The sequence below is a fragment of the Streptomyces sp. NBC_01669 genome, from assembly GCF_026339735.1.
GTDB classification, from domain to species: domain Bacteria; phylum Actinomycetota; class Actinomycetes; order Streptomycetales; family Streptomycetaceae; genus Streptomyces; species Streptomyces yanii.
Genome location: NZ_JAPEQG010000003.1, coordinates 14,955 through 31,935 on the forward strand (window position 1 = coordinate 14,955; position 16,981 = coordinate 31,935).

Sequence of the window (16,981 nt, forward strand, 5' to 3'; positions counted from 1 at the left end):
AGGAGGAGCGGCATGACGGACTACACCCGCAGCGAGATACACCTTTGCGTCAACGGTCAGTCGCACCGTTTGAACGTCGACAATCGCAGGACACTGCTCGACGCGCTCCGTGAGGACACGGGCCGCACAGGGCCGAAAAAGGGCTGCGATCGGGGTCAGTGCGGCGCCTGCACAGTGCTGCTGGACGGCCGGCGCGTGGTGTCCTGCTTGACGCTGGCGGTCGCCGCCGACGGCTCGGACGTCACGACGATCGAGGGCCTCGCACCCGATGGTGAACTGCACCCGCTGCAGCAGGCGTTCGTGCAGCTCGACGGTTTCCAGTGCGGGTACTGCACACCCGGGCAGCTGTGCTCCGCGGTCGGGATGCTGGCCGAACACGCGGCGGGCTGGCCCAGCGCAGTCACCACCGACGTCTCAGCCGAGGGACCGGCGCCAGAGTTGGACGCCGAGGAGGTGCGCGAGCGCCTGAGCGGCAACCTGTGCCGCTGCGGCGCCTACCCGTCGATCGTGCGCGCCGTGCTGGAGACGGCGTCCCGCGCGGAGGTGACAGGGTGAAGGAGTTCAGCTACCAGCGGCCCGGGCAGGTCCGTGAAGCGCTCGCCCTGGCCGCCGACGACGGCGCCCGGTTTCTCGGCGGTGGAACCAATCTCGTCGATCTGATGAAGGATGGCATCGAGACGCCCACCCGGCTGGTGGATGTGCGCGGCCTGCCGCTGGACGGAGTCCGCGACGCACCCGACGGAGGACTCGTCATCGGCGCGACGACGACCAACAGCGACGCGGCCGCCCACCCCGAGGTGCGCCGCCGGTACCCGGCGCTCAGCCAGGCCGTGCTGGCGGGCGCGTCGGGGCAGCTGCGCAACATGGCCACGGTGGGCGGCAACCTGCTGCAGCGGACCCGGTGTGGCTACTTCGCAGACCGCTCCCAGCCGTGCAACAAGCGCAGCCCCGGCAGCGGCTGTTCCGCGATCGCCGGAGAGCACCACAACCACGCGATTCTCGGCTGGTCCGACCACTGTGTGGCTACCCATCCCTCGGACATGACCGTGGCCCTGATCGCGTTCGACGCGGTCGTGCACTACGAGACTCTGGACGGGACCCACGAGATCCCGCTGTCCGAGTTCTATCCGCCGGTCGGCGAGACCCCGCAACGGGAAACCATGCTCCCCTCGGGTGCCCTGATCACCGCGGTCACCCTGCCGGGCGCCGCTGCAAGCCCGCGATCGCGCTACCGGAAGGTCCGCGAGCGCGCGTCCTACGCCTTCGCGAACGTGTCCGTCGCAGCCGCGCTGGACGTCAACGAGGGTGTCGTGCAAGGTGCCCGGATCGCTCTCGGCGGGCTCGCCTCACGGCCGTTGCGCGCTCACGCCGCCGAGTCCGCTCTGCGGGGCGCCCCCGCCACAGCCGACCGCTTCGGTGTCGCCGCCGATGCGGAGCTGTCCGCCGCGCGGCCGCTGCGCGACAACGCCTACAAGGTGACGCTGGCCCGCAACCTCATCGTGGCCGTCCTGACCGAGCTCGCCCACCCGGCCGAGTGAAGAATCGCTCCCGTCACGCCCCTGAAGGAGATCAACCCATGGCCGCCTCCTCGACCAGTCCATCCCCGGCCACAGCCGGACACCACGCCCCCCGGCCGAACACTGCCGGGACCACCGCGCCGTCGGCCCGCATGAGTGAACCGCCACTGGGAGCCATCGGCATGGCACGGCCCCGGGTGGAAGGTACGGCCAAGGTCACCGGCGCGGTGCGCTACGCCGCAGACGAGCCGATGAGCGAGCTGGCGCACGGCTGGGTCGTCACGTCCACGGTGACCCGCGGACGTATCCGCGACATCGACACCTCCGCCACGCTTGCCATGCCGGGCGTGCTGGGCGTGCTCGACCACAGCAACGCACCCCGGCTCAACCTGGATGCAGGATCGTTCTTCGGGCCCGACGGCGGCATGCACCTACTGCAGAATGATGAGATCCCTCACTCCGGTCGGCCGATTGCGCTGGTGGTAGCGGAGACGGCGGAGCAGGCCCGGTCGGCGGCCATGGCGCTGCGGGTGACATATGACAAGGAACCGTACGATGTGGACTTCTCACTCGAGCACCCGGCCGCCCGGCCGGCGACGGCGTTCTTCGGCGAAGACGCCACCGTCGGTGACGTGGAGATGGAGATGGCCGCGAGTACGGTGGTCGTCGACGAGCGCTACGTCACCCCCGAGGCGCACGGCGCCGCCATGGAGCCGCACTCCGCGACCGTCTGGTGGGAAGACGAGCGCCTGCAGGTCATCGACTCCAACCAGGGGCCCTTCCTGGTCGCCATGACGGTGGCCACGCTGTTCCGCCTCGACCCGAAGCAGGTGCGCGTCAGGTCTCCGCACGTCGGAGGCGGCTTCGGGTCCAAATCGGGGGGCTGCGGCCCTCAACTGGTCCTGGCGGTGATGGCCGCGACGATGTTCAACCGCGCCGTGCGCGTCACCCTGACCCGGAGTCAGGTGTTTCAGACAGTCTCGATGCGGCCGGCGACCGACCAGCGCGTGCGGATCGGGGCCGATGCCTACGGCCGGCTGCGCGCCATCGATCACACAGCGGCCTTCGAAGTCTCGAATCTCGCGGATTACCTCGAGAACTGCACCGAGCTCTCCAACACGCTCTATGCGGCACAGGCGATCCGCACCCGGCGCACCGCAGTGCCTGTCGACATCCTGCCGCCGTACTCGGTGCGCGGGCCCGGCGCGACACCCGGCTCGTTCGCGCTTGAATCCGCCATGGACGAGGTGGCGGAGCGGTTGCGCATGGACCCCCTCGAGCTTCGGCTGCGCAACGAGCCCCGCGTCGGCCCTGTGTCCGGCCTGCCGTTCAGCCGCCGTAACCTCGTCACCTGCCTGAGAGAGGGCGCTCGCCGGTTCGGCTGGGCCACACGCGACTGCCAGCCGCGGACGCGCAGCGACGGACACCTGCTCGTCGGAACCGGGATGGCGGCTACGTCCTTCTCCGCGGGGGCACTGCCCTCGACGGCGTCGATCACCGCCGAGGCGGGCGGGGACTTCACCGTGGCCATCGGCGCCAGCGACATCGGCACGGGCGCACGCACCGCGTTGACCGCGGTGGCGGCCGAGGCGCTGCGGGTAGATCCCGAACGGATACGGCTGCTGATCGCGGACAGCGACCTCGGTCCCGCATGGAGCGCCGGCGGATCCCGGGGCACGACGTCCTGGTCCTGGGCGATCACCGGGGCTGCGGCAAAGCTGCGCTCGCAGCCGGCAGGCGCCACGCTGCCGCTGACCGTCTCGTTCGACACCACCGAGTCGCTCGGTGCGCTGCCCCCCATGGAACGGCATTCCTACAGTGCCGTGTTCTGCGAAGTAGCCGTCGATCCGGCGACCGGCGAGGTGCGTGTACGGCGGCTGTTGGGCACGTTCGCCGTGGGCCGCGTGATCAACCCGCTGCTCGCACGCAGTCAGCTCGTCGGGGGCATGATCATGGGGTTGTCGATGGCCCTGCACGAAGAAGGCGTCCGGGATCCGGCCACCGGCCGCCACGTCAACGGGGACTTCGCCGACTACCACATCGCCGCACACGCCGACATCCCCGACATCGAAGCCGACTTCGTACCCGACTACGAACCGGGCGACCCCTCCGGCATCAAGGGAGTCGGCGAAATCGGCACCGTCGGCACCGCCGCCGCGATCGCGAACGCCGTCTGGCACGCCACCGGCCGCCGCCACCGGACCCTGCCCATCCGTCCGGACCGAGTGCTTGAGGAACCGCCTCCGCAGTGAGCGTCCGCAAGAACGGGCTCCCGGACCGCTGCCGTCACCGCCCCGGCACGAGGCCTGAACAGGAGGAACGCGTGCTACGCGAAGTATGGCCCTTCGTCGACGCCCACCGTCGGGCGGGCCGACCCGTCGTGCTGGCCCGGCTGGTGGGCCGGGACGGCCCCGGATCACGACCGCTCGGCGCCACCATGGCCGCCGCCGAGGACGGCACGTGGCGCGGCTCACTGTCAGGCGGCTGCGTCGAGGGCATCGTCCTGGACACGGCCCGCGCCGTGCTCGCAGGGGCCGCGCCGCATGTGACCGCGGTATCGCCCGGGGAAGACCTCCTGCCCTGGGAGAACATTCCCGTCTGCGCCGGCGAGCTGCGCGTCCTCATCACGCCCGCGCCGCCCAAGCAGGTGCACACCGCCATCACCACGGCCCTGGCCGAGGACCGTCCGCTCACCGTGCGGGTCGGGCTGAGGCCACCCCACCGCTGGTCGACGGCAGCCACTTCCGGCCAACTGCCCGACATGGGACCCGCGTTCACCGAGGAACTGACGGCTCGGCCGCGGCTGCTCCTGGTAGGCGCGACAGATCTCGCCGCAGTCCTGGCCACCCTGGCCGGGACCTTGCACCGCAAGATTGTCGTCCTCGACCCCCGGCCCGGGCATGTCGCCTCCGGGGCCTTCACAGGCACCGCCGACGTCGTCCGTGCCTGGCCCGACGAGTGGATCGCCCGGCATCCGCTCGGCGTACGCGACGCGGTCGTCACACTCAGCCATGACCCGCGCATCGACGACCGCGCTCTTCGCGCCGCTCTGGCAGGCCCCGCCGGGTACGTCGCCGCGCTCGGCAGCAGGGCCACCCACGAGCAACGCCTGCGGCGCTTGGCCGACACGCCCGGACTGGACCGGCTGACCGGCCCGGCGGGCCTCGATCTCGGCGGAGCGTCGCTTGCCGAGAGCGCCCTGTCGATCCTCGCCGAGCTCGTCGCGGTGGACAATGGCCGCGGCGGGCGTCGCCTGCGCAACGGCGATCTGCCCATCCGGGCCACGACGGCAGCAGCGCACACCTAGTACTCCAGCCGGACTTCTTCATTAGCGCTGGTCAACGGCTTGGGCGTGGAGAGTGTAGCGGGCTGGAATGGGGTGGGGCGGTCTTTGCCGGGCCGTCCCACGAACGTGTGGCCGCGCTGCTTGTAGTGGCAGCGGCGGGCGCGTGCTTGGTGGCGGCGACGCCAGTTGGACCACGTCATCGCGTGGTCGCGGTCTGGAGCACGGCGGTGGGGTCCAACTGCCAGCAGACGTCGAATCTCAGCCGGTGTGAGGTCCACGAGGTCGGGTGTGTCCCGCTCGCTGCCCCCTTTTGTCGTTCCTGGGCGGCCAGGACGGCGAGGAAAGCATGCGCGAGCATGGCGAGTGTGATGTGCCGGTACCAGCCCACGTAGCGGCGGACTTCGTACTGGTCCAGGCCGCATTCGTTCTTCGCGCTCTGGAAGCATTCCTCGACCTTCCAGCGGCAGCCGGCGATGCGTACAAGGTCGGCGACGGTGGCTTCCAGGGGTGCGCTGGCGAGGTAGTAGGCGATCTCGTCGGGTCTGGCGATGCTGCGGCGGGCCAGCATCCAGCGCTGCCGGGTGGGCTCGTCGCCGTCGAACTCCCACACGGCCGGCAGGCGGGCTGCGGCCCAGTCGTAGAAACGCTCGCCCTTCGCGCCACTTCCTGCGGACAGCCGCTGCCAGGCTTCGGGCGGGGCCTGGCCGATGAGGTGGTCGATGCGCGGGCCGTGGACCTGCTGGGACTTCGGGACGGCCACGACGTAGGAAAGCTGGTGGCCTTCGAGGAAGCGGCGGAAGTGGGAGTCCTGGCCGTAGGCGGAGTCCGCGGTGATCCAGCCGATGGGCAGGGGTGAGGTGAGGGCCCGCAGGATTATGGCCCTCGCCAGTTCGCCCTTGGTGGCGAAGGCGCGGTCGTCGGGGACCCGGGCGGCCCGGCAGCGTTCGCGGTCGTCGGTCCAGGACTTGGGCAGGTAGAGCTCGCGGTCGACCAGGGTGTGACCGCGGGTGGTGGCGTAGGCGGCGAAGACCCCGATCTGGCAGTTCTCGGTGCGGCCTGGGGCTTGCAATTGAATAACTGTCAGATTTGATCTGAAGCATCGTCATCGTCAGGATGCCGGTGGGAGGCTGTGGCATGGCTACGCATCCGCAACCCCGTACAGCGGCCGAAGCCCTGCAGACAAAGTTCGACCAGATCCTGCCGCACCTTGATGAGCGCCGACGTCGGCTCTATCTGGCCAGCGAGGCCACCGCGATCGCCCACGGCGGCATCACTCTGGTGGCGGCGGCCTCCGGTGCCAGCACCGCCACCATCGCACGCGGCATCGCAGAGCTGGCCGGGCAGCCTGCACCGACCCGTCGGATCCGGGTCCCGGGAGGCAGCCGCAAGCCTTTGACGGCCACCGATTCCGGTCTACGGCCGGCACTCGAGGCGTTGATCGAGCCGCACACTCGCGGCGATCCCGTCTCCCCGCTGCGCTGGACCACGCTGTCGCTTCGCGCCTTGGCATCGTCCTTGACCGACCAGGGCCACCCGGTCAGCGCCACGACCGTCGGGCACCTGCTGCACACCCTGGGCTACAGCCTGCAGGGCACCGCGAAGACCCACGAGGGCGTCGGCCATCCGGACCGCGACGCCCAGTTCGCCCACCTGAACCGCACCGCCGCCGCCTTCCTCAACGACAACCAGCCGGTGATCAGTATCGACACCAAGGCCAAAGAGTGGCTCGGCGACCGCGACCGGCCCGGCCGCACCTGGCGACCGAGCGGAAACCCGATCAAAGTGGACTGCCACACCTTCATCACCAGCGACCAGCCGGTAGTCATCCCCTTCGGGATCTACGACATCGCCCACAACAGCGGCTGGGTCAACGTCGGAACCGACCATGACACCTCCGAGTTCGCGGTGGAGTCCATCCGCCGCTGGTGGCAGCACCGCGGACAAGCTGACCACCCGGACGCCACCCGGCTGCTGATCACCGCCGACTCCGGCGGCTCCAACGATCCCCGCCGCTGGACATGGAAGAAGCGCCTGCACGCCTTCGCGCAGGAGAGTGGGCTCGAGATCACGGTCTGCCACTTCCCACCTGGCACATCGGATGTTCTGCCACATCACCGCGAACTGGCGAGGACGGCCGCTGACCAGCTACGAGGTCGCCCTCGAGACCATCGCCGCAACGACCACCACGACCGGGCTTTCGATCGGGGCCGAACTCGACACCGGTAGCTACCACCTTGGCACGACCGTCACGCCCGCCGAGTTCCACGCTCTGCCGATCACACCGAGCACGTTCCACGGCGACTGGAACTACACCCTCGCACCTGCCCCGCCCAAGCCTCCCGAGGCGCCACGGACTCGTCGCCGGATCGACCCGGCCCTGACCGAACTGCTCACCGACCCGGCCCTGACGGGCATGGTCCGCTCCGACTTCGACCACTTGGTGGCGGTCTCGGAGCCGTACTGGGACGCCTTGGCCGAGGCCGCATTCCAACGACGCTTTCACCGTCCGCGCAGCTATCTCCACCCGCAGACCAGCAGCCTGGACCACTACCACCGACTGCTGACAGCGTTGTTACGCCGCCGCAGATCAGCGACCAGTACGCTCCTGGCCCACTTGCTGGGCGTCACCCGCACCAACCTGTCCAATCAGTTCCAGGACGGGCACCGTATCCTGGACCTGCACAAAATCAACGTCATGCCATTGCCCGGAGCGCCCGCCCGCACCCTGGAGCAGCTGAAGGCCCGTGGGACGCCTATCGAAAGACCCCCCGCAGATCAAATCTGACAGTTATTCAATTACAAGCCCCTGCGGTGCCGGAATACTGGCGCTGGACACCGGCGGAGGTGGTGCCCTTCTTCACGAAGCCGGTGTCGTCGATGATCAGCACGCCGTTGTCCGCCCCAAGATGCTCGGCGATGTAGGCGTGCAGGTCGTCGCGGACCTCGTCGGCCTCCCAGCGGCTCCGGGACAGGAGGTGCTGCAGCCCATCAGGGGTAGCGTGGCCGGCGTATTCGGCGAGCTGCCACCCGTTCTTGCGGCCCACCGGACCAAGGATCCCACGGACGTAGTCGCGCATCCGGCGCCGGGGCTCCACCCGGGCGAAACGGCCCCCGATCCGCAAGAGCAGTTCGCCAAGTCCCTCTTCCCACAGATTCGTTGGTGCATCGTTCATGCGGGCGCACTGCCCGGAACGTCGCCCCTACAAGCAGCGCGGCCACACGTTCGTGGGACGGCCCGGCAAAGACCGCCCCACCCCATTCCAGCCCGCTACACTCTCCACGCCCAAGCCGTTGACCAGCGCTAATGAAGAAGTCCGGCTGGAGTAACGTCGATCCGTTGCCGGTGGCGGTAACGCCTGCACGTACATTCTTCGCGTAACGGCTGGAGCCAGGTGGATTCCCCCGATTAGGCTAACGCCACTTTCCAGCAGGCACCGGGGCCTGCCGCGAAGAAAGGGGGCACGATGACCGCTTCACCTGGCTTCGCGGAGCTGTTGCGTCATCATCGGCGCGCGGCGCGGCTGACGCTGGAGCAGCTCGCTGACGCCTCGGGGGTCAGCGCGCGCACCTTGTCCGACATGGAGCGCGGGCGCAGCAGGGGACCCCAGCACCGTACCGTGGCGGCTGTCGCGGACGCGCTGGCGCTCGATGACGTCGACCGCAAACTGTTAATCGAGCTGGCGCGTGATGGCCGGCTGCGGGATCACTGGCAGCGCCCGGCCGGCCTGGGCGAACTGCCCCGGTCGGTGGATGACTTCACCGGACGCACGGCGGAGCTGTCCTGGGTGCGTGAGCTGGTGTCCGCCGAGAGCGCGCCCGGTGTCGGTGCGGTCGGGCTCATCACCGGCTCCGCGGGCCTGGGCAAGACCACGTTCGCCGTCCGCGCCGCTCATACCGTACGGTCGAGCTTTCCCGACGGGGTGATCTTCCTCGACTTGCTCGGCATGTCCCCGCAGCCGCTGGCCACCGCTGACGCCCTGCACCTGCTGCTGCGCGCGCTCGGGGTCGCGGACCAGCAGATCCCGAGCGACAGCCGGGAACGGGCCTCCGTGTACCGGTCGCTACTGACGGACAGGCAGGTCCTGGTCGTCTTGGACAATGCCGCCTCGGAGAAGCAGGTGCGCCCGCTGCTCCCGGGAGGCGGCGCCGGGCGGGCGCTGATCACTACCCGGCGTCTGCTGTCGGGTGTGGAGGGCGTGCGCCGGCTGGTCCTCGGGCCCTTGCCGCTGCCGGAGTCCATACAACTGCTGACCGGTATCCTGGGCGAGCGGTCGGCATCGGACGGGGAAGCGGCCCTCACCCGGCTCGCCGAGTTGTGCGGCGGTCTGCCGCTGGCGTTGCGGATCATCGGGAACCGGCTGGCCAGCCGGCCCGGTTGGGACGCCGCCGAACTCGCCGCCCGGCTGGCTGACGAGGAGCGCAGGCTGGATCAGTTCAAAGCGGGCGACCTCAAGATCGCCAACGCGTTCGGGATGTCGTACGAGCAACTCGCCGATCCCGCACGGCGGATGTTCCGGCGCCTCGCTGCGATACCGGGAGCAGACTTCGACGCCGCCCTGGCCGCTATCGCCGGCAGGATGCCGCACGAGGACGCCTGGGAAGCCCTGGACGACCTCGTCGACCTCGGACTGCTCCACGACAGCGCCACGGGCCGCTATCGCTTCCACGACCTGGTCCGCCTGTTCGCCCGCGACCGCCTGCACCAGGAGGAGCCCGCCGCGGAGCGCGACGCGCTGACCGGGCGGACGGTGTCGTGGCTGCTGCGGATGGCCACGCTGGCCGGGCGGTGGTTCGAGCCCGGCTACGGACATCCCGACCGGACCGACCCCGACCTCGCCGTCCCGTCCTCCGCGCAGGAGGCCGACGGCTGGCTGCGGGTGAGCGTGGACAACTGGCTCGGCGCGCTGCGGGCCGCGGCATCCAGCGGGCGCCATTCCCTGGTCCTGGACTGTGCGGAAGCCATGCACTGGTTCTCCGACCAGTGGGTCCACGGTCCGCACTGGCAGGAGGTCTTCACCCTCGGCGCCGAGGCCGCGGCCGCCCTGGGCGACCTCGCCCAGCAGGCGACCCAGCTGAACTACCTGGCCTGGGTACACGCGATCCCGCTCAACGACCCGCAGACCGCACTGCGGCACGCCACCACGGCGATGGACCTGGCCACCCGCTCGGGCGCCACCGCCCAGATCGCCTGGGCACACGGCTACACCGCCATCGCGCAGCGCCGGCTGGGACACTTCGACGAGGCCGTGGCCTCCGCGATCCGCGCAGCGGAGCTGTTCGAGCCGCTCGGCGACGCCGACGCCTACTTCGCGTGCCTCGCCAACATCGGCCACTGCCTGCGTGACACCGGACGCTACAACCAAGCCGTCGAGCACTACCGAAAGGCGCTCGCCCTGGCCGACGACCCCCACTCCGGGATGACCCCGAGCATCGCCGCCCACCTGCGCGCCGACACCCTGGCCCACATCGGCCGCTGCCTGGGGCTCCTGGGTCGGCGCCGCGAGGCGATCGACATGATCACCGAGGCGATCGGCCTGATGGAGGCATTCGACACCACTTATGCTCAAGCCGCCGCCCTGGAGGTGCTCGCCGCCTTCCTGGCCGATGAACACCAGGCCGAGGAGAGCCGGCGAGCCTATGTCCGCGCGGCTGAGGTGCACGAGGCGATCGGCGACACCGACGCCGCCGGCCGCTGCCGCAACCTGGCGACCGCAGGCTCCTGAGCCGTCGAAGGGCCGGTGGCGTCCGGCAACTTCTGCATGCTGTTCTGCATGGTCTGCCCCGGGCCACGGTTCTTGGATGGAGGGCATCGGACGGGCGTGGGTCCCGTCCCCCCGAGTCCGGGAGAAAACCATGACGACCATCAAGAACATCGTGCTGGTGCACGGTGGCTTCGTGGACGGATCCGGCTGGCAGGGCGTCTACGACGACCTCGCCAGGGACGGCTTCACCATCCGGATCGTGCAAAACCCCACCCTGTCCCTGGACGGCGACGTCGCCGCGACCCGCCAGGTCCTGGACACCCTCGATGGCCCGGCCGTCCTGGTCGGCCACTCCTACGGCGGCGTCGTCATCAGCGAAGCCGGCACCCACCCCAACGTCGGCGCGCTGGCCTACATCGCCGCCTTCGCCCCGGACAAGGGTGAGTCGGTCAGCACCCTGATCGCCGACCCGCCGCCCGGCGCCCCGGTGCCGCCCATCCTGCCTCCGAACAACGGCTTCCTCTTCCTGGACCGGGACAAGTTCCACGCTTCCTTCGCCGCCGACCTACCCGCCCCGCAGGCCGCGTTCATGGCCGACTCTCAGGTCCCCTGGGGCATCAACGCCCTGGACGGCGCGGTGACCGAGCCGGCCTGGCAGCACAAGCCCAGCTGGTACCTGGTGGCCACCGAGGACCACATGATCCCGCCGCCGGCCCAGCGCGCCATGGCCGAGCGCGCCGGTGCCACGGTCATCGAGGCAATCGGCAGCCACGCCGTGTACGTCTCGCAGCCCGCCGCGGTCGTCGCCGTCATCCGCCAGGCCGCCCAGGGCGACAACGGCCAGTCCTAGCGGCACGCCGGCGCACCGCGCCGCGCGATCTTCCCTCTCTCGCCCGGCCTGCCGCCGGGCGAGAGCCCGTCCCGTCCGCACCCTTCTCGGAGGAACCCCGCATGGGCCCTGCACCAACCCGCCGCACCGCGCTCGCCACCGGCGCCGCCGCCACGGTTTCGGCTGCACTTGGACCACTTGCCCAGCCTGCCCACGCGACCGCCGGCTCCACGGCCCACGCCAGGCCGACCGTGGTGCTGGTGCACGGCGGCTTCGCCGACGCGACCGCCAGCTGGAGCGACGTCACCGCCGAGCTGCAGAAGCGCGGTTTCCCGGTGATCGCCCCGGCCAACCCGCTGCGCAGCATCCCCACCGACGCCGCGTACCTGTCCAGCCTGCTGGACAGCATCGACGGCCCGGTCGTCCTGGCCGGCCACTCCTACGGCGGGGCGGTCATCACCAACGCCGCCGCCGGGCACGCCAACGTCAAGGCCCTGGTCTACGTGGCGGCGTTCGTCCCCGACACCGGCGAAGTGCTGGGCGAACTCATCGGCCGCTACCCCGGCAGCGAGATCCAGGCCGCCCTCACCCCCGTCCCGTACCCGAACCCGGACGGCACCACGGGCACCGACCTTTACCTCCAGCCCGAGAAGCTCCGCCAGGTCTTCGCCGCCGACCTGCCCGCCTCCACCACCCGGATCATGGCCGCCACCCAGCGACCGTTCAGCGCAGCCTGCTTCACCGATGTCACCCAGGCCGCCGCCTGGCACACCACCCCCTCCTGGGGCCTGATCGCTACCCAGGACAAGGCGATTCCCCCGGCGCTGCAGCGCTTCTTCTACCAGCGCGCCGGCTCCCGCACCATGGAGGTCGCCGCCTCCCACTGCGCGATGGTCAGCCACCCCGACGCGGTCACCCGCCTGATCACCAACGCAGCCAATGACACCGACTGAACAACCCACCGAAACCGGCTCCCTGGCACCGCCGACCCCCGCGGCAGCGCCAGGGAGCCACCACGTACGCCCAGCAGGGTGCCCAGGCAAGTACACTCGCCAGCCGAATCCACCCTCTCCAGTGTCCAGGCAGGCGGGCCTGAGATCTCAGTGCCACACCATTGGACAATGGACAGCATCCAACCCGGTCCATAACTTCGGCTCGTACCACCAGCCCGGCCCCTGCGGCAGCACCAGAACGGCACGGGCCAGTGCCACGTTGATCGGGAGTTCCACAACTTTCATGCTGCGACCACGCACCGATCACAGCGCGCCGAGCACCAGGTCCGGCCGGCACACCTCGCAGGCCTGAATTCCGTCACCGAGGGCGGCGAGGGCCTGCTCCCGGCTGATGGCCCGCAGCTGCTTTCCGGCGGCGAAACAGTCGCCGCGGTGGACCTCGGACTGTGAGGTGCCGATACTGATGTCGGTGATGCCCCAGTCCGGGAAGGTACGCGGGTGCAGATTCTCGCTCTCTCGTTTCTCGACCGGTCGCCATCGGGACCAGTTCAGTTCAGCTGCCAGCAGACGACGGATTTCGGCTGGTGTGAGGGCCACGAGGTCGGGTGTGTCGGCCTCGACACCCCTTTTGGTGCTCCTCATGACCATCACCGCAAGGAAGGCGTGGGCGAGCATGGCGAGCGTGATGTGCCGGTACCAGCCCACGTAGGGGCGGACCTCGTACTGGTCCAGGCCGCACTCGTTCTTCGCGCTTTGGAAGCACTCCTCGATCTTCCAGCGGCATCCGGCGACGCGGACCAGGTCGGCGACGGTGGCCTCCAGCGGGGCACAGGCGAGGTAGAAGACGATCCGGCATCCCCGTCACAGCCGGGGCGAGGTAGATGCGCAGCCCTTCCCGCTGCACCCAGGTCCAGATGCGGGCGTAGGCGGGCCGGGGGCAACCAGCAGCGGGACGCCCCGGGCGCGAGAGGCGAGAGTGAGGGGATCAGCTATGGTCGAACTACCTTGCGACTCCCCGCTCCGCAGCGCGGAAGTGGACGAAGTCCGGCTGCGCGACGGACAGATCCTGCTGCTGTGGTCCCATTCCGGCACGGACACCGAGAAGGCCGTTCTCGTCCTTAAGGCTCGGGGCGCCGGCCACCGCGAGATGCGCCTGCCCGCCGACTCCGCCGAGGGCCGCTTCCAGGTACACCTTCAGATGGACGCCTTGGCCACCGCCTGCACGGCGCAGCAGTGGATCTGGGACCTGTACATCGACCCGTGCACCGGCGAGGAACCTTGGCGACTGGGCAGGCATTTGGATGACATCACCGGCAAGCAGGGCATCCTTGGCTACCAGTCGCAGCATGCGCCGGGCGTCGTGGTGGAGCCCTACTACACGATCAAGGGCAACCTGTCCCTCAGATGTATCCGACTGCGGGTCTGTTGAACATCCGTTTCCTGCTGCTGAACGTGTGCCGTTCAGAAATGCGTCGCTGCAGGTCGTAGGGGGTCTGGCGGCGCTCAAGGTCGCGTGGGACGATGCCGCGGGTGATTGTCTCGCTGGTCTATCGGGTGACGAGAAAGCTGTTGTCGGTCCCGGCGTCGCTGCTGCGTCGGCAGATGGCCAAGGACGCCGAACTTCTTGTCCTGCGGCACGAGAACGCGGTGCTGCGCAGGCAACTTGCAGGTCCGGTGCGCTACGAGCCGGCGGACCGGCTGTGGTTCGCGGGCGCTGTCCTCGCTGGTACCCCGGCATCGTTGGGCGCAGGTGTTCCCGGTGACTGCGGGCACCGTGCCGGCGTGGCATCGAAGGCTCGTGGCGCCCCGGTGGGACTTCAGCAAGTGCCGGGGCAGGCCCGGCCGGCCTGCGACCACGAGGGCGATCAAAGAGCTGGTGCTGCGGCTGCCGCGGAGAATCCGCGTGGGGGGTGTGGCAGGATCCAGGGCGAGCTCGCGTGGCTCGGGCATCGGGTCGGAGCCTTTACGGTCTGGGAGATCTTGACTGTTGCCGGGGTAGGCCCTGCTCCCCGTAGGGGTGGGCCGACGTGGCGAGAGTTCCTGACGGCGCAGGCCGACGGCGTCATCGCCTGCGACTCCCTGCACATCGACCTGGTCGATCTTCGCCGGGTCTGCGCGCTGGTCTTCCTCGAGCACGGCACGCGCCGTCTGCACATCGCTGGTGTGACCGCGCATCCGACCGCGCAGTGGACGGTCCAGCAAGCCCGCAGCCTCGCCGTCGACCTGGGCCTGCGCTTGGAGTCGCTGCGCTTCTTGGTCCGCGACCGGGACCGCAAGTACACCGAGTCCTTCAACGCGGTCTTCGCGTCCGAGGGCATCGAGACCCTGAAGACGGCGCCGCGGGCCCCACGGATGAACGCGCACTGCGAAAGGGTCATCGGGACACTCCGTCGCGAGGCCCTTGACCACCTGCTGATCCTGAACGAAGCCCACGCTCAACGCGTGCTCGACGTCTACGCCTGCCACTACAACGGCCATCGCCCCCACCAGGCCCGGGGACAACTTCCTCCCCTCGCCCAGGAGCACCCGGCGCCCTCGACCGACTCGACCGCGCACCGACTCCTCCGCACCCGAGTACTGGGCGGCGTCATCAACGAGTACAGATACGCGGCTTGACCAGCAGCGATGAGTTTCCGAACGGCACAGGCTCAGCTACTACGACGAAGTCACCGTCAACGCGGCCACGAAGCTCGATATTGACCACGTTGTACCGCTCGCTGAAGCGTGGGACTCCGGTGCTTCGAAGTGGGATGCCGACCGCCGCGAGCAATACGCCAACGATCTCGACGCTGAGCGCTCCTTGGTTGCCGTCACTGCGAAGACGAACCGGTCCAAAGCCGACCGGGATCCGGCCGAGTGGTTGCCGCCGGCCGCCTCCGCGCAGTGCATCTACGGCGCCGACTGGGTCGGGACGAAGCTCCGCTGGAAGCTCACCGCGGACGACAAGGAGCGGGCCGCGCTCGAGAAGCTTGCCAAGGGCTGCTCCGACACGGTTGTGAAGTACGAGGCCGCTCCCTAGTTGGCAGTCGGGCGTGGCACCCTCACCGCAGTCGGACCACGGTGAGGGTCCCGTGTCGGCCCGACCCGGCCAGCACCTCCGTGGGACGTGGCCGGGCGCAGGCGCTTCTGCCGCTTGCGGACGATCTTCGGCTCGAACGTTCCGTCACGGTCACGGGGCACGGATATCTCCACCGGGCCGACGTCCGTGAGCACGGTTTTGCCACGGGTGCCGTTGCGGGAGTTCCCGCCGTTCTTCCCGGCCGGGTCGTGCTTGTCATAGCCGAGGTGGTCGGTGATCGCGCCCTCGAGAGCCGACTCCAGCAGCCGTTTCGTCAGCTGTTGCAGCAGCCCGCCCTCACCGGTCAGCTACAGACCCTCGGCCTGGGCACGACCCACCAACTCGTCGATCAGTTGGTCGTCCAACCCTTTCGCCGGCTGCGGCTCAGCTGCCTCGACGGACTCGGTCTCAGTCACGTTGTCACTGGTCATCGACGCATCTTCCTTGATCAGGAGTTACACCGAACGATTTACAGTCCCGCCCCGGGCGGCCTTTATCATCGTGCAGCGCGCTCAGGTCGCCGGTGTCACAGGACATCGAAGACGGTTACGCTCCTGTCCTCGGGGTCGACGGGCCCGGTCCAGAAACGATGAGGCACGGGTATCTTGGTCTTCCTGTTGGGTTCCCACCTCTTCTTCTCCATGGCCTGGAGATCATCCGCCTTTGCCGCGCGCAGGCCCGATTCGATGACGAAGTGCCGCGCCCAGTCGTAGTCGTCGGACGTTACCTCCTCCAGGGCCTTGTCGATGTAGTAGCGCTTGTCGCCGTTTCCGTAGGTGCGGACCTTGGGGGTCAGGATGTGGAAGCGGGCCATGCTCGGGTAGTCGATGCCGAGAGTGATGGCCAACAGAGTGTCCTGGGTGATTACCATGAAGTTGTCGAGCTTCTCGAGTCGCTTGAGACGAGGGTCCCGATACTCCCCGCGAGGCTCATCGAAAGGGGAGGGCTTCTCGCCGAAGTTGAAGGCTGACCATGTGGTTGACCCTTCGCCGCGCTGGTAGTTGGTGAGCAGTGCCTGGAATGCCAGGCTGAGGCCGGCCATGGCCTGGACGTAGTCGCCGATGTCGGCATGCGTTTGCGCGTCGCGCAGCAGTTCCTTGACCTCGTGCTGAGTCAGCAGGTCGACCATGTCGATGGTGTCGAGCTCGATGCCGAAGATCTTGGGGGTGACTGTGGTGAAGAAGTCGACAACGGTCTCGCGGGCCTGCTCGATCTGGTGCGCAGAGGGGAAGGTTCCGTTGTGCTTGAGAGCGACGCGGGCGTCGTTGAGGCGCTTCATCTGATCTTTTTTAGGGAGTTCATAGACCGGTTTGATCGCTTCCCAATAGCTGAGGAACTCCGCGTTCTTCTTCAGCTCCACGCCCAGATGCTGCGCGGCGAGGCCGATGAAGTTCTCCACCGCGTCGTGGAAGGACGTGATCGCCCGAGAGCGCAGTGGCGAGGGTTGCCCACTCTGCTCGACCCCCTCGCGGTACAGGTACCGGACATACGCGAGCCGCTGAACTGTCAGCGGATCAAGAGGCTGCGCCATTACAACTCCAGGGGATCGTCATGTGCTTGAGATTGTGACGGCGTGCGGAGCCCTGCCGCACCAAGATTTCCGTGCGACCTGGGCAGCCCAATCGCTCAACCGCAG

General features: G+C 69.0%; 11 protein-coding genes and 6 pseudogenes. 11 read left to right on the top strand and 6 right to left on the bottom strand.

From position 1 onward, the window contains the following. Nucleotides 1-12: 12 nt before the first annotated feature. The 4 genes from OG972_RS46925 (at nucleotide 13) to OG972_RS46940 (ending at nucleotide 4,824) form a co-directional block, all read left to right on the top strand. Nucleotides 13-555 (top strand): (2Fe-2S)-binding protein, encoded by a 543-nt coding sequence (locus OG972_RS46925; protein ID WP_266993116.1) that lies wholly within the window; start codon nucleotides 13-15, stop codon nucleotides 553-555. After that, entirely contained in the window at nucleotides 552-1,538 is a 987-nt protein-coding gene (locus OG972_RS46930; RefSeq protein ID WP_266993117.1) for a xanthine dehydrogenase family protein subunit M, read from the top strand. Before OG972_RS46925 ends, OG972_RS46930 begins: the two co-directional genes overlap by 4 nt. A 161-nt stretch (nucleotides 1,539-1,699) precedes the next feature. Next, complete coding sequence (locus tag OG972_RS46935) at nucleotides 1,700-3,769, top strand: xanthine dehydrogenase family protein molybdopterin-binding subunit (RefSeq protein WP_266993118.1); 2,070 nt, start codon at nucleotides 1,700-1,702, stop codon at nucleotides 3,767-3,769. A gap of 71 nt (nucleotides 3,770-3,840) precedes the next feature. Next, nucleotides 3,841-4,824 carry an XdhC family protein gene (locus OG972_RS46940; RefSeq protein ID WP_266993119.1) on the top strand — a complete coding sequence of 328 codons (984 nt, stop codon included), beginning with the start codon at nucleotides 3,841-3,843 and terminating at the stop codon, nucleotides 4,822-4,824. A gap of 175 nt (nucleotides 4,825-4,999) precedes the next feature. Here OG972_RS46940 and OG972_RS46945 read toward each other — a convergent pair whose 3' ends face one another. After that, entirely contained in the window at nucleotides 5,000-5,872 is an 873-nt protein-coding gene (locus OG972_RS46945; RefSeq protein ID WP_266993120.1) for an IS701 family transposase, read from the bottom strand. Between the two features lie 65 nt (nucleotides 5,873-5,937). On the opposite strand from OG972_RS46945, the pseudogene OG972_RS46950 reads away from it, so the two are divergent. After that, nucleotides 5,938-7,725: pseudogene (locus tag OG972_RS46950) on the top strand (ISAzo13 family transposase). Here OG972_RS46950 and OG972_RS46955 read toward each other — a convergent pair. Continuing rightward, a pseudogene (locus tag OG972_RS46955) lies at nucleotides 7,608-7,976 on the bottom strand (transposase); the annotation flags it as partial. The pseudogenes OG972_RS46950 and OG972_RS46955 overlap by 118 nt on opposite strands. 291 nt (nucleotides 7,977-8,267) lie before the next feature. Here OG972_RS46955 and OG972_RS46960 point away from each other — a divergent pair. From OG972_RS46960 to OG972_RS46970, 3 genes are all read left to right on the top strand, one after another. Continuing rightward, nucleotides 8,268-10,526, top strand: coding sequence for a tetratricopeptide repeat protein (locus OG972_RS46960; RefSeq protein ID WP_266993121.1), 2,259 nt, complete (start codon nucleotides 8,268-8,270; stop codon nucleotides 10,524-10,526). 130 nt (nucleotides 10,527-10,656) lie between these two features. Beyond that, a complete protein-coding gene (locus OG972_RS46965; protein WP_266993122.1) occupies nucleotides 10,657-11,355 on the top strand; it encodes an alpha/beta fold hydrolase in 699 nt (232 codons plus the stop codon). 101 nt (nucleotides 11,356-11,456) lie between these two features. Next, the gene (locus OG972_RS46970) at nucleotides 11,457-12,287 is read left to right on the top strand and encodes an alpha/beta fold hydrolase (protein WP_266993123.1); all 831 of its coding nucleotides are present in this window, start codon (nucleotides 11,457-11,459) and stop codon (nucleotides 12,285-12,287) included. A gap of 303 nt (nucleotides 12,288-12,590) precedes the next feature. Here the strand turns inward: OG972_RS46970 and OG972_RS46975 are convergent, their stop codons facing one another. Together OG972_RS46975 and OG972_RS46980 are read right to left on the bottom strand one after the other, a co-directional pair. Further along, a complete protein-coding gene (locus tag OG972_RS46975) occupies nucleotides 12,591-12,935 on the bottom strand; it encodes a DUF6233 domain-containing protein (RefSeq protein ID WP_323136009.1) in 345 nt (114 codons plus the stop codon). Next, nucleotides 12,933-13,100 (bottom strand): annotated as a pseudogene (locus OG972_RS46980) (IS701 family transposase); the annotation flags it as partial. The pseudogene OG972_RS46980 and the gene OG972_RS46975, both read right to left, overlap by 3 nt. A 178-nt stretch (nucleotides 13,101-13,278) precedes the next feature. Here OG972_RS46980 and OG972_RS46985 point away from each other — a divergent pair. The 3 genes and pseudogenes from OG972_RS46985 to OG972_RS46995 form a co-directional block, all read left to right on the top strand. Next, complete coding sequence (locus tag OG972_RS46985; RefSeq protein ID WP_266993124.1) at nucleotides 13,279-13,716, top strand: hypothetical protein; 438 nt, start codon at nucleotides 13,279-13,281, stop codon at nucleotides 13,714-13,716. Between the two features lie 101 nt (nucleotides 13,717-13,817). Then, nucleotides 13,818-14,903, top strand: a pseudogene (locus OG972_RS46990) (integrase core domain-containing protein). A gap of 34 nt (nucleotides 14,904-14,937) precedes the next feature. Continuing rightward, nucleotides 14,938-15,306: pseudogene (locus tag OG972_RS46995) on the top strand (HNH endonuclease family protein); the annotation flags it as partial. A 98-nt stretch (nucleotides 15,307-15,404) separates the two neighbouring features. On the opposite strand, the pseudogene OG972_RS47000 reads toward OG972_RS46995, so the two are convergent. Together OG972_RS47000 and OG972_RS47005 are read right to left on the bottom strand one after the other, a co-directional pair. Further along, nucleotides 15,405-15,776 (bottom strand): annotated as a pseudogene (locus OG972_RS47000) (transposase); the annotation flags it as partial. 95 nt (nucleotides 15,777-15,871) lie between these two features. Next, nucleotides 15,872-16,876 (bottom strand): hypothetical protein, encoded by a 1,005-nt coding sequence (locus OG972_RS47005; RefSeq protein WP_266993125.1) that lies wholly within the window; start codon nucleotides 16,874-16,876, stop codon nucleotides 15,872-15,874. Between the last annotated feature and the right edge of the window lie 105 nt (nucleotides 16,877-16,981).